The 13,512-nt window shown below is 56.3% G+C and carries 9 protein-coding genes; 6 read left to right on the top strand and 3 right to left on the bottom strand.

The genetic code is table 11. The features are described from left to right. Positions 1 to 210 precede the first annotated feature (210 nt). From metB to katG, 4 genes are all read left to right on the top strand, one after another. On the top strand, positions 211 to 1,371 hold the full coding sequence (gene metB / locus JBO43_RS21070) for a cystathionine gamma-synthase (RefSeq protein WP_095283949.1): 1,161 nt from the start codon (positions 211 to 213) through the stop codon (positions 1,369 to 1,371). Between the two features lie 2 nt (positions 1,372 to 1,373). After that, positions 1,374 to 3,806 (top strand): bifunctional aspartate kinase/homoserine dehydrogenase II, encoded by a 2,433-nt coding sequence (locus tag JBO43_RS21065; RefSeq protein ID WP_202674975.1) that lies wholly within the window; start codon positions 1,374 to 1,376, stop codon positions 3,804 to 3,806. Positions 3,807 to 4,075: 269 nt separating this feature from the next. Next, a complete protein-coding gene (gene metF, locus JBO43_RS21060; RefSeq protein WP_095283946.1) occupies positions 4,076 to 4,966 on the top strand; it encodes a methylenetetrahydrofolate reductase in 891 nt (296 codons plus the stop codon). Positions 4,967 to 5,176: 210 nt separating this feature from the next. Beyond that, a complete protein-coding gene (gene katG, locus JBO43_RS21055; RefSeq protein WP_095283944.1) occupies positions 5,177 to 7,354 on the top strand; it encodes a catalase/peroxidase HPI in 2,178 nt (725 codons plus the stop codon). 108 nt (positions 7,355 to 7,462) lie between these two features. Here the strand turns inward: katG and gldA are convergent, their stop codons facing one another. From gldA to ptsP, 3 genes are read right to left on the bottom strand one after another with little or no spacing between them, the layout of a single operon-like run. Continuing rightward, positions 7,463 to 8,566, bottom strand: coding sequence for a bifunctional L-1,2-propanediol dehydrogenase/glycerol dehydrogenase (gldA, locus tag JBO43_RS21050; protein ID WP_095283941.1), 1,104 nt, complete (start codon positions 8,564 to 8,566; stop codon positions 7,463 to 7,465). A gap of 12 nt (positions 8,567 to 8,578) precedes the next feature. Continuing rightward, positions 8,579 to 9,241, bottom strand: coding sequence for a fructose-6-phosphate aldolase (gene fsa / locus JBO43_RS21045; protein WP_202674974.1), 663 nt, complete (start codon positions 9,239 to 9,241; stop codon positions 8,579 to 8,581). Between the two features lie 14 nt (positions 9,242 to 9,255). Continuing rightward, positions 9,256 to 11,757: a phosphoenolpyruvate--protein phosphotransferase gene (ptsP, locus tag JBO43_RS21040; RefSeq protein WP_202674973.1), complete on the bottom strand. Its 2,502-nt coding sequence runs from the start codon at positions 11,755 to 11,757 to the stop codon at positions 9,256 to 9,258. Between the two features lie 315 nt (positions 11,758 to 12,072). Between ptsP and JBO43_RS21035 the strand changes: the two genes are divergently transcribed. Continuing rightward, on the top strand, positions 12,073 to 13,152 hold the full coding sequence (locus JBO43_RS21035; protein WP_095283936.1) for a PTS fructose transporter subunit EIIC: 1,080 nt from the start codon (positions 12,073 to 12,075) through the stop codon (positions 13,150 to 13,152). Positions 13,153 to 13,166: 14 nt separating this feature from the next. Then, positions 13,167 to 13,487, top strand: coding sequence for a PTS fructose-like transporter subunit IIB (locus tag JBO43_RS21030; RefSeq protein ID WP_023326311.1), 321 nt, complete (start codon positions 13,167 to 13,169; stop codon positions 13,485 to 13,487). The last annotated feature ends 25 nt before the right edge of the window (positions 13,488 to 13,512 follow it).

Here is a 13,512-nt window from a genome sequence, read left to right as displayed (position 1 = left end):
CGTAATCTGGCGTAGTTTACCGTAGAGACGATACCGTGACACGGATATTGCGACTGCGGCGTGCACTAAAGCATGTAATTTTAACGGCTATTCTCGCATTGCTCAATCTATACGCAAAGAAGTTTAGATGTCCAGATGTATTGACGTCTATAGTTTCAGTGTTTACTCTGGTGCCTGACTTTTCACCTCATTAGCCAGGAAGCCTTCACCATGACGCGTAAACAGGCCACTATCGCAGTGCGTAGCGGATTGAATGATGACGAGCAGTACGGCTGCGTTGTCCCGCCGATTCATCTTTCCAGTACTTACAATTTCACCGGATTTAATGAACCCCGTGCGCATGACTACTCGCGTCGTGGCAACCCTACGCGTGACGTGACCCAACGCGCACTGGCGGAGCTTGAAGGCGGAGCAGGTGCAGTATTGACCAATACCGGTATGTCGGCCATTCACCTGGTGACGACGGTATTCCTGAAACCTGGCGATCTGCTGGTGGCCCCGCACGACTGTTACGGCGGCAGCTACCGTCTGTTCGACAGTCTGGAAAAACGCGGCTGTTACCGCGTTTTATTTGTCGATCAGAACGACGAACAGGCGCTTAAACAAGCGCTTGCAGAGAAGCCAAAGCTGGTTCTGGTGGAAAGTCCAAGCAATCCATTGTTGCGCGTCGTCGATATTGCGAAAATTTGTCAGCTCGCAAGGGATGCGGGAGCGATAAGTGTAGTGGATAATACGTTTCTCAGTCCGGCGCTGCAGAACCCACTTTCCCTGGGTGCGGATCTGGTATTGCATTCATGCACCAAATATCTGAACGGCCACTCTGACGTGGTCGCCGGGGTGGTGATTGCCAAAGATCCTGATGTTGTCACCGAACTGGCATGGTGGGCCAATAACATTGGCGTCACTGGTAGCGCGTTCGACAGCTATTTGCTGCTGCGCGGTCTGCGTACGTTATCGCCGCGTATGGAAGTGGCGCAGCGTAACGCCCAGGCGATTGTCGAGTTCCTGAAAAACCAGCCGCTGGTGAAAAAGCTGTATCACCCGTCGCTGCCGGAAAATCAGGGCCATGAGATTGCCGCGCGCCAGCAGAAAGGTTTTGGCGCGATGTTAAGTTTTGAACTGGATGGCGATGAGCAAACGCTGCGTCGCTTCCTGAGCGGGTTGTCACTGTTTACGCTGGCGGAATCCTTAGGGGGAGTCGAGAGCTTGATCTCCCACGCCGCGACCATGACGCACGCAGGCATGGCGCCAGAGGCGCGTGCCGCCGCCGGAATTTCTGAGACGCTGTTACGCATCTCAACCGGTATTGAAGACTGTGAAGATTTAATTGCCGATCTGGAAAATGCCTTCCGGGTCGCAGCCAAGGGGTAATCATGAGTGTGATAGCGCAGGCAGGGGCGAAGGGTCGCCAGCTGCACAAGTTTGGTGGTAGTAGTCTTGCTGATGTGAAATGTTACCTGCGTGTCGCGGGGATCATGGCGGAGTATTCGATGCCGGGCGACATGATGGTTGTCTCGGCGGCAGGCAGCACTACCAACCAGTTGATTAGCTGGCTGAAATTAAGCCAGACCGATCGCCTTTCTGCGCATCAGGTTCAACAAACATTACGCCGTTATCAGAGTGATTTGATATCTGGCCTGCTGCCTGCGGAAGCGGCAGACACGCTTATCAGTGCTTTTGTGCACGATCTGGAGCGTCTGGCCGGACTGCTGGACAGCGGCATTACCGATGCGGTTTACGCTGAAGTGGTCGGCCACGGTGAAGTCTGGTCTGCACGTCTGATGGCGGCGGTCCTCGAACAGCAAGGGCTTGAGGCCGCATGGCTCGACGCGCGTGATTTCCTGCGTGCTGAACGTGCGGCACAGCCCCAGGTCGACGAAGGCCTCTCGTATCCGCTTCTGCAACAATTGCTGGTCCAGCATCCGGGCAAACGCATTGTCGTGACGGGCTTTATCAGCCGCAGCAATGCAGGCGAAACTGTGCTGCTGGGCCGTAACGGTTCGGACTACTCGGCAACGCAAATCGGTGCGCTGGCGGGTGCGTCACGCGTCACCATCTGGAGCGACGTGGCCGGGGTTTACAGCGCCGATCCGCGCAAAGTAAAAGATGCCTGTCTGCTGCCGCTGCTGCGTCTCGACGAAGCCAGCGAGCTGGCGCGACTGGCGGCACCAGTCCTGCACGCCCGTACCTTACAGCCGGTTTCGGGCAGCGATATCGACCTGCAACTGCGCTGTAGCTATACGCCAGATAAAGGCTCAACCCGTATCGAACGCGTGTTGGCTTCAGGCACAGGCGCGCGTATTGTCACCAGCCACGATGATATTTGCCTGATCGAATTCCAGGTGCCTGCCGGACAAGATTTCAAACTGGCGCACAAAGATATCGATCTGATCCTCAAGCGCGCCCAGGTGCGTCCGCTGGCCATTGGCGTACACAATGACCGCCAGCTGCTGCAGTTCTGCTACACCGCTGAAGTGGCCGATAGTGCGCTGAAAATTCTTGATGAAGCCGGTCTGCCGGGCGAACTTCGCCTGCGTCAGGGGCTGGCGCTGGTGGCGATGGTCGGCGCGGGCGTCACCCGTAATCCGCTGCATTGCCACCGTTTCTGGCAGCAGCTGAAAGGCCAGCCGGTGGAGTTCACCTGGCAGTCGGAAGAGGGCATTAGCCTGGTCGCCGTGCTGCGCAAAGGCCCAACCGAGAGCCTGATTCAGGGGCTACACACCACCCTGTTCCGCGCTGAAAAACGCATCGGTCTGGTGCTGTTCGGGAAGGGCAACATTGGTTCCCGCTGGCTGGAGCTGTTTGCCCGTGAGCAAACTACGCTCTCTGCGCGCACCGGTTTTGAATTTGTGCTAGCGGGGGTGGTGGATAGCCGCCGCAGCCTGCTGAATTACGACGGGCTGGACGCCAGCCGTGCGCTGGCCTTCTTCAACGATGAAGCTATTGAACAGGACGAAGAGTCTTTGTTCCTGTGGATGCGTGCGCACCCGTACGACGATCTGGTGGTGCTGGATGTGACCGCCAGTGAACAGCTGGCCGATCAGTATCTCGATTTTGCCAGCCACGGTTTCCACGTCATCAGCGCCAACAAACTGGCGGGTGCGAGCAGCACCGATAAATACCGCCAGATCCACGACGCGTTTGAAAAAACCGGTCGTCACTGGCTGTATAACGCCACCGTGGGTGCCGGTTTGCCGGTCAACCACACCGTGCGCGACCTGATCGACAGCGGCGACAGCATTCTGGCGATCAGCGGAATTTTCTCCGGCACGCTCTCCTGGCTGTTCCTGCAGTTCGACGGCACGGTTCCGTTTACGGACCTGGTGGATCAGGCGTGGCAGCAGGGGCTGACCGAGCCTGACCCGCGCGTGGATCTTGCCGGGAAAGACGTCATGCGCAAGCTGGTGATTCTGGCGCGTGAGGCGGGTTACGACATCGAGCCGGGCCAGGTACGCGTGGAATCGCTGGTACCGTCGGGCTGCGAAGAGGGATCTGTCGATCACTTCTTCGAGAACGGCGACGAGCTGAACGAACAGATGGTGTCACGCCTGGAAGCCGCGCGTGAAATGGGGCTGGTCTTGCGTTACGTGGCCCGTTTTGACGCCAACGGCAAAGCCCGTGTTGGTGTTGAAGCGGTTCGCCCTGAGCATCCGCTGGCGGCGCTGCTGCCGTGCGATAACGTCTTCGCCATCGAAAGCCGCTGGTATCGCGATAATCCGCTGGTGATTCGTGGTCCAGGCGCAGGACGCGACGTCACTGCCGGGGCGATCCAGTCGGATATTAATCGTCTGGCGCAACTGCTGTAGGTTTTGTCTGTGCCCGGTGGAGCTTCGCTTACCGGGCCTACAAGATCAACGCCGGTTTTCTCCCTCTCCCTTTGGGGTGAGGGCCTCAGACCGCGCTCACCCACCCCACCATCATGAACCTTCTTCATCTTCCCTGAACATTCCTCACCGTATTTGCCGATGATTTCTGTTGACGGCATCCCGCTTTTCCGTCATTTTTACATCTAGACGTCTAAACGTATAGCAGTTCACAACACAACAACAATGACACGCGATTGATGAGGTAAGGTATGAGCTTTTTTCACGCCAACCAGCGGGAAGCCCTGAATCAGAGCCTGGCTGAAGTGCAGGGCCAGATTAACGTCTCTTTTGAATTCTTTCCGCCGCGCACCAGTGAAATGGAGCAAACCCTGTGGAGCTCTATCGATCGCCTGAGCAGCCTGAAGCCGAAGTTTGTCTCAGTGACCTACGGCGCGAACTCCGGTGAGCGCGACCGGACGCACAGCATTATTAAAGGCATCAAGGATCGCACGGGTCTGGAAGCGGCACCGCATCTGACCTGTATCGACGCGACACGCGACGAACTGCGCACCATCGCTCAGGATTACTGGAACAACGGCATTCGTCATATTGTGGCCCTGCGCGGTGACCTGCCACCGGGCAGCGGCAAGCCGGACATGTACGCAACCGATCTGGTGGCGCTGCTGAAAGAAGTCGGTGATTTTGACATCTCCGTTGCGGCGTATCCGGAAGTACACCCGGAAGCGAAAAGCGCGCAGGCGGATCTGCTCAACCTGAAACGTAAAGTCGATGCCGGAGCAAACCGCGCGATTACGCAGTTTTTCTTTGATGTCGAAAGCTATTTGCGATTCCGCGATCGCTGCGTCACTGCGGGCATCGATGTTGAAATTATTCCAGGCATCCTGCCGGTTTCCAATTTCAAGCAGGCGAAAAAATTTGCCGACATGACCAACGTGCGTATTCCGCTGTGGATGTCGAAAATGTACGAAGGGCTGGACGATGACGCCGAAACCCGCAAGCTGGTGGGAGCCAACATCGCGATGGACATGGTGAAGATTTTGAGCCGCGAAGGGGTAAAAGATTTCCACTTCTACACCCTGAACCGCGCCGAAATGAGTTACGCCATCTGTCACACCCTCGGCGTTCGGCCTGGCCTGTAATACAAAAGCCCTCTTCGGAGGGTTTTTTGTTTTAGGCCATCTCCACTTTCCCTGCCATATCAACGCTCCCGCCCTCGCCAAATAATGAGCTTATAATTTCAGTGGTTAATTAAACGGAAATAACTATCGAATCCGTGCGTTATCTCAACTATACCTTCTAAGCATACGTGTATATCTTTAAGGTAAATACAGTAGAGGGAGCAAAGAAATATGAGCACAGACGATACCCATAACACGTTATCAACCGGACAGTGCCCTTTTCATCAAAGCGGGCCTGACCAAAGCGCCGGAGCGGGTACCAACACTCGTGACTGGTGGCCAAAACAACTTCGCGTTGATCTTTTAAACCAACATTCCAACCGTTCGAACCCGCTGGGTGAAGACTTCGACTACCGCAAAGAATTCAGCAAACTTGATTACTCCGCCTTAAAAGGCGATCTCAAAGCCCTTCTGACCGATTCCCAACCGTGGTGGCCTGCCGACTGGGGCAGCTACGCGGGCCTGTTTATTCGTATGGCATGGCATGGTGCAGGTACCTACCGCTCAGTTGACGGACGCGGCGGTGCAGGACGCGGTCAACAGCGTTTTGCTCCTCTGAACTCCTGGCCTGACAACGTCAGCCTTGATAAGGCGCGTCGTCTGTTATGGCCAATTAAACAAAAATACGGCCAGAAAATTTCCTGGGCTGACCTGTTTATCCTGGCGGGTAACGTGGCGCTGGAAAACTCCGGTTTCCGTACCTTTGGTTTTGGTGCCGGGCGTGAAGATGTCTGGGAACCGGACCTGGATGTGAACTGGGGTGACGAAAAAGCCTGGCTGGCGCACCGCGATCCTGAAGCGCTGGCGAAACGTCCATTAGCGGCCACCGAAATGGGGCTGATTTACGTCAACCCGGAAGGGCCAAACGCCAGCGGTGAACCGCTGTCAGCGGCGGCGGCTATCCGTGCTACCTTTGGCAACATGGGTATGAATGACGAAGAAACCGTGGCACTGATTGCCGGTGGTCATACGTTGGGTAAAACGCACGGCGCGGCATCAGCCTCGCATGTGGGCGTCGACCCTGAAGCGGCGCCAATTGAAGCGCAAGGCTTAGGCTGGAGCAGCACCCACGGCAGCGGTGTCGGCGCAGATGCCATCACCTCTGGTCTGGAAGTGGTCTGGACGCAAACGCCAACCCAGTGGAGCAACTACTTCTTCGAGAACCTGTTCAAATTCGAATGGGTACAGACTCGCAGCCCGGCAGGGGCGATTCAGTTTGAAGCCGTTGACGCGCCAGAGATGATTCCTGACCCGTTCGATCCATCGAAAAAACGCAAGCCAACCATGTTGGTCACCGACCTGACGCTGCGCATGGACCCGGAATTCGAGAAAATTTCTCGTCGCTTCCTCAACGATCCGCAGGCATTTAACGAAGCCTTTGCCCGCGCATGGTTCAAACTGACGCATCGGGATATGGGGCCGAAAGCACGGTATATCGGCCCAGAAGTGCCGAAAGAAGATCTGATCTGGCAAGACCCGCTGCCGTATCCGTTCTTCCAGCCAACGGCTGAAGACATTGAAAGCCTGAAAGCCGATATCGCTGCATCCGGGTTGACGGTCAGTGAGCTGGTGTCTGTTGCCTGGGCTTCAGCGTCTACCTTCCGTGGCGGTGATAAGCGTGGCGGTGCTAACGGAGCACGGCTGGCGCTGGCTCCGCAGCGCGACTGGGATGTGAACGCGACGGCGGCCAGGGTTCTTCCGGTACTTGAAGGTATCTACAAAGCTGCCCATAAAGCCTCGCTTGCGGACATCATTGTACTGGCCGGTGTAGTGGGTGTTGAACAAGCCGCGAAAGCCGCTGGCGCGTACATCACCGTGCCGTTTACACCGGGTCGCGTAGATGCGCGTCAGGATCAGACCGATATTGAAATGTTTGATCTGCTCAAGCCGGTTGCCGATGGTTTCCGTAACTATCGCGCCCATCAGGATGCAGCGACAACGGAATCTCTGCTGATCGATAAAGCGCAACAGCTGACGCTGACCGCACCAGAACTGACTGCGTTGGTAGGCGGTATGCGTGTGCTGGGTACCAACTTTGACGGCAGCCAGAATGGCGTCTTCACCGATCGCGTGGGCGTGCTCAGCAACGATTTCTTCGTCAATCTGCTGGATATGAATACCCAATGGAAAGCCACCGACGCCTCAAACGAACTGTTTGCAGGCAGCGATCGTCAAAGCGGAGAGGTGAAATACACCGCAACGCGTGCCGATCTGGTGTTTGGTTCTAACGCGGTGCTGCGTGCGCTGGCGGAAGTTTATGCCAGTCAGGATGCCAATGAGAAGTTCGTGAAGGACTTTGTTGCGGCCTGGGTGAAAGTGATGAACCTGGATCGTTTCGACGTTCAGTAATCTTGTGCTCATAAAAATCCCCGCATTGGCGGGGATTTTTTTTGCCCGGCGGCGCTACGCTTGCACGGACCTACGATTTTTTTAGGCCGTGCCACCCGGTACTTTCAGCTATTCCCACTCATGCAAAAAACGCTGCCCATATTGGTCGGCAACTAACAATGCTGCGTACACCTGATCCGGTATCACACCGCCCGGCATGTTGTGAATCGTCTCGCCTTCCGCACAGGACGCCTCTGCCACCAGACGCATTTTCCCCGGAATATCCTCTTTAATATCCAGCTGCGCCAGGGTAATTGGCAAGCCCACACTGTGACACAGCGCGGCAACCGTTTCGATCTCGTCAAGCGGGGCGTTTTCCAGCACCAGTTGAGTGAGCGTGCCAAATGCGACTTTTTCACCGTGATAATAGTGGTGGGCATCCGGGATGGCGGTCAGGCCGTTGTGAATCGCATGGGCCGCGGCTAATCCGCCGCTTTCAAAGCCCACACCGCTCAGGTAGGTATTGGCTTCAATTACGCGTTCGAGGGCGGGCGTCACCACATGCTGCTCGGCCGCAAGCATTGCTTTTTCACCCTCTTCGAGAAGTGTGTTGTAGCACAGTTCGGCCAGCGCCAGTGCGGCTTGGGTGCATTTTCCCCCCGCCATAGTCGTAGCCCCGCTACGGGAACATGCGCGGGCTTCAAACCAGGTTGCCAGCGCATCGCCAATCCCCGCCGCCAGTAAACGTGCAGGCGCACCGGCCACCACTTTGGTGTCGACGATGACCATGTTTGGGTTATGCGGCAGCATCAGATAACGGTCGAACTCACCGCTGTCGGTATAGATAACTGAAAGGGCACTGCACGGCGCATCCGTGGAGGCAATAGTTGGCGCGATGGCGACCGGCACATCCATAAAGTGGGCCAGTGCTTTGGCGGTATCCAGCGTTTTACCACCGCCGATACCCAACACCGCCTGGCAATCGGCACCTTTCGCCAGCTTGCGCAGGCGGTCGATTTCATTCTGGGAGCATTCGCCGCCAAAGGGTGCAATTTCGACATGCAGTTCAGCATCTTTGAAGCTTTTACGCAGAGTCTCTTCAGCAAAACCGAGAACGAATTTATCGCCGACGACGAGCCAACGTGCGGCCAGGGGCTTTAAGTAGTCGCCGAGGCGAGTGAGAACATCCGCGCCCTGAATGTATTTACCAGGGGATTGAATGATACGGTCCATAACGTTTCTCCTTTAGAGATTGAGGTTACCAAACGCGTTTTTCCAGTCGTGCTCGAACTTCTCTATGGCTGACTCTACCGCGGGTGTACCGAGCATTTGTTGCGCTACATCTAAAGGAAGGGTTATTGCCTCACATCCGGCAAGCAGACAGTCGAGGGCCTGGCGTGGGGTTTTGAAACTGGCGGCCAGCACTTTGCTCTCTGGCGCGTGAAGTTCCAGCAGGGATTGCAGTTCCTGAACCATGCGAATGCCGTCTCCTCCTTGCGCGTCAACGCGATTCACGTAAGGCGCAACGTATTTCGCGCCAGCAACCGCCGCCAGTAAACCCTGCGCCGCGCTATAAACGGCGGTGCCGAGTGTCGTAATACCTTCTTTTTTCAGGATCTTGATTGCCGCCAGACCCTCTGCGGTTACCGGGATTTTCACCACGATACCCGCAAACTCATTGTTCAGGCGTTTAGCTTCGGCCACCATACCGTCGGCGTCGCGAGCTAAGGTCTGCGCAAACAGAATGCCCTCCGGACCGATGGCTTGTTGCAGGCGTGGCAGCACATCCCAGAGGGGTTCGCGGCTCGCAGCGACTATGCTCGGGTTGGTGGTGACGCCAGCAATCGGAAAAATACGGGCCAGACGTTCAACTTCCGCCACGTTGGCGGTATCCAGATACAGTTCCATGACTCTTCCTCTGTTTACAGTTCTAATTCACGTTGCAGCAGGGCCGCGATGGCCTCTTCGGAGCTGGCGTTCACCAGCGCGTTGCGGAAATCTGCGTGCATGATGCGCCGCGCCAGACGCGAGAAAATACGCATGTGCTGATCGCCCGCCGCGTGCTTATTGAGGGTCAGCATGATGATGAATTGTGCCTCTTCATCGCCCCACTGCACGGGGGCTTTAAGGCGCGCGACGCTGATGGTGGATTGTTCAATGTGTTCGGATTTGCTGTGTGGAATGGCAAAACTGAAACCCAGACCGGTCGAGAACACGGCTTCACGCGCCCACAAATCGGCTTCCAGTTTGCGTGGATAACGGCAGCGTCCGGCGAGCAGCAGCTTATCGGTCATGCCTTTCATGACCTCTTCCTTGCTGGCCCAGTCGTTATCCAGAGAAATGCAGTGCGGCGTCACCAGCGGCGTATCCTGATGATTCATGCGGAACTGGGCGAGCAGATGCTCCACTTCCAGCGAGGTGCGACACGCCATTGCCTGATTGAGCAACTGGCGGCACGCGCGGCTGTCCAGCTGTGCCAGGCGCGCTTTGGTCGCGGGAATCGACGGTGATCCCATGCTGAGTTCATCCAGCCCCAGCCCGACCAGCAGCGGCAGCACCGACCCTTTTGCCCCCAGCTCACCGCAAAGACCAATCCATTTTCCCTCGCGATGCACGGCCTGCACGGCGAAATCGAGCGCCCGCAGGAACGCCGGATTCAGGCTGTTGTAATGACGCGTCACTTTGGCGTTATCCCGGTCGACCGCCAGCAGATATTGCGTCAGGTCATTACTGCCGATGCTAAAGAAATCAATCTCTTCACAACACTGGTCGATGATGAACATCACCGACGGCACTTCGAGCATGATGCCGAGCGGGATCTTCTCTTCGAACGGAATATGCTCGGCACGCAGTTGTTGTTTGGCTTCGGCGAGTTTTTCTTTCACCCATAGGATCTCTTCCATCGAGGAGATCATCGGGATCATGATCTTGAGACTGCCGTGGGCAGAGGCGCGGAGGATCGCCCTGAGCTGAGTGGTGAACAGCGCGGCGTACTCTTCGTAAATACGTACCGCGCGATAGCCGAGGAACGGGTTGTTCTCTGCCGGAATGTTGAGGTATTCAACAGGTTTGTCACCGCCAATATCCATAGTGCGCACGATGATGCTGCGCCCGTTCGCATTCTCCAGGGCCTGACAAAAAATGTTGTACAGTTCGTTTTCACAGGGGGCGCTGGCGCGGTCCATGTACAGCATTTCGGTGCGGAACAGGCCAACGCCCTCGGCCCCGTTGCCAAATGCGGCCTGCGCTTCAGCTGAATGGGCAATGTTGGCTGCAATTTCAATGCGTAGACCGTCTGCGGTTCTCGCTTCGCGATTGAGCCAGACGCTCTGCTGTTCGCGCAGCATCTGCTGTACGTCGCGTTCCTGCTGGTAATAACGCTCAACGGCGATGCTGGCATTCACCACCACCACACCGGCGTTCCCGTCTATAAATACCGGCTGGTCGCGCCACGAAAGCAGGCTGTCGCTGTCGACGCCGACCAGCGTTGGGATGTTAAAGGAACGCGCCAGAATCACAGTGTGTGAAGTGGTTCCGCCGCTTTTCAACAGCAGACCTTTCAACAGCGTTTTATCCAGTTCGAGGAACTGGCCTGGCGTGAGGTCGTCGGCAAGACAAACGGACGGCTGCGTGAGTTGGCCCGGAGCCGGAAAGCGCTCCTCGCTGTAGATTTGCTGTAACAGCTGATAGCAGACATCGCGCACGTCGAGCACACGCTCCTGTAAATAGCTGCTGCTGGAGCGCGAAAACTCGGCGCAGAAATGATTTGCCGTGGCGATGACCGCTTGCGCGCAACTCAATCCCTGGTTGACGCCCGCCAGCAGATGTTGGCGCAGAGAGGTGTCTGTCGCCAGCGAGCGGTGGGCATCCAGAATCGCATTCGCGGTGCTGTCGCTATCCAGCGCGCGCAGCCCAATGTTTTTTACCAGCAGCGTCAGGCCCTGATCCAGCGCAGACTGTTCCTCTTCTCTGCACCGGACATCAGGAAGAGAGGTGAGCGCGTTGAGATCGAGTGAAGTGAGTAACGTCAGTACGCCGCGATCGCTCCCGCTGCACACGGGCAAAGCGCGAAACAGCGTTGGATTCAGGCGAGTCAGGGATTCCGGCAGTGGGTTGAGATCGGTGCTGATGGCAGCGGCCAGCGGCGCATCACAGTGGGGGAATTCCACTTTTAGCCACTGTGCCAGACGTTCAAAGGCGCTTTGCTCATCTTCGCCCGTGATAATCAACCGGCAGGAGTCACCTGTTAGCGTATCGGTACCAATCAGGGCCAGCGCACTTTTAGCATCACCTGTGCGGTCAGTGCGCAGGTTATGCCACTCAATTTTCGATGAAAATGTATTGCACAGCGTTTCAACGCAACTTGCCGGGCGGGCATGTACGCCATTAGGTAACTCACAGATAAATTCCACTACCAGAGACATACGCTCACTCCTGAAATCCAAAACCATCATTAGTGGAAAGCATACGAGCGTGACGGTGAAGCGCGCCATGTGACAAAACTGCCAAAAGCTGGACAAATGTAATGTCTGGTGAAAAGTGAGATTTAACTCACAGGTTGGCTGTTTTTGCTCATTGCTACGCGGGGCGTAAATTTCGAGGCGGATCGCATTTTTCTTTCTACATTACAAAAATCCAGCAAATGGCCTTTTTGTCCACTGTCAGGCCGCTTCCCGATTGCCTATTGTTTGCCACAACATCTCTATGGATAAGGGCGAGCATAAGCTCAGGAGCGACACATGAAAGAGTTGGTGCATATTCTCAAGAACACGCGGCAGCATCTGATGACGGGGGTGTCGCACATGATCCCCTTCGTCGTCGCAGGCGGTATTTTGCTGGCTATTTCGGTCATGCTCTACGGCAAAGGGGCTGTCCCGGACGCTGCCACCGATCCTAATCTGAAAAAATTGTTCGATCTCGGCGTGGCAGGTTTAACGCTGATGGTGCCTTTTCTGGCGGCCTATATCGGTTACTCCATTGCTGAACGTGCGGCGCTAGCGCCCTGCGCTATCGCGGCATGGGTTGGTAACAGCTTCGGCGCAGGCTTCTTCGGCGCGATCATCGCCGGGATACTCGGCGGTATTGTTGTCTTCTATCTGAAAAAACTGCCGGTGCCGAAAGTGCTGCGCTCGGTGATGCCAATTTTCATTATTCCTATCATCGGCACCTTCATCACTGCAGGCATCATGATGTGGGGACTAGGCGAACCGGTCGGCGCGCTCACCAGCGGTTTAACACACTGGCTGCAGGGCATGCAGCAGGGAAGCATCGTGGTCCTCGCCGTCATCATGGGGCTGATGCTGGCCTTCGACATGGGCGGCCCTATCAACAAAGTGGCCTACGCCTTCATGCTGATTTGCGTGGCGCAGGGGGTTTATACGGTGGTCGCCATCGCGGCGGTCGGAATCTGTGTTCCACCGTTAGGTCTCGGGCTGGCGACGCTGATAAACCGCAAGAATTTCAATGCAGAAGAGCGTGAAGCGGGTAAAGCGGCGCTGGTTATGGGCTGCGTTGGCGTGACGGAAGGGGCGATTCCCTTTGCCGCCGCCGATCCGCTGCGCGTGATTCCCTCCATCATGCTTGGCTCCGCCTGTGGCGCAGTCACCGCCGCCGTGTTTGGTGCGCAGTGCTATGCCGGATGGGGCGGCCTGATTGTTCTGCCGGTAGTGGAAGGCAAACTCGGGTATATCGCCGCCGTCGCCGTGGGTGCGGTAGTCACTGCGGTCAGCGTCAACGTGCTCAAAAGTATGGCGCGAAAGAACACGAAACAGGTCGAGGAAAAAGAAGACGACCTGGATCTGGATTTTGAAATTAACTGAGTGAGGAAGAAAACATGGCCCGAATTATTGCTGTCACCGCCTGTCCGTCTGGTGTTGCCCACACCTACATGGCCGCCGAAGCGCTGGAAAGTGCCGCCAAAGCCAAAGGCTGGGAAGTCAAAGTCGAAACTCAGGGCTCTATCGGCCTGGAAAACGAACTGACCGCCGAAGACGTTGCGGCGGCGGATATGGTCATCCTGACCAAAGATATCGGCATTAAGTTTGAAGAGCGCTTCGCCGGGAAAACCATCGTACGCGTCAACATCAGCGATGCGGTAAAACGCGCAGACGCCATCATGAACAAAATTGATGCCCACCTGGCGCAAACCGCCTGACATCCTCCCACCCTTCGGGGTGGGC

Origin of the sequence: Lelliottia jeotgali (assembly GCF_016771845.1) — a bacterium.
GTDB classification, from domain to species: domain Bacteria; phylum Pseudomonadota; class Gammaproteobacteria; order Enterobacterales; family Enterobacteriaceae; genus Enterobacter; species Enterobacter jeotgali.
The sequence above is the reverse complement of the archived record's forward strand: the minus strand, read 5'-3'. Positions and strand labels throughout refer to the sequence as shown.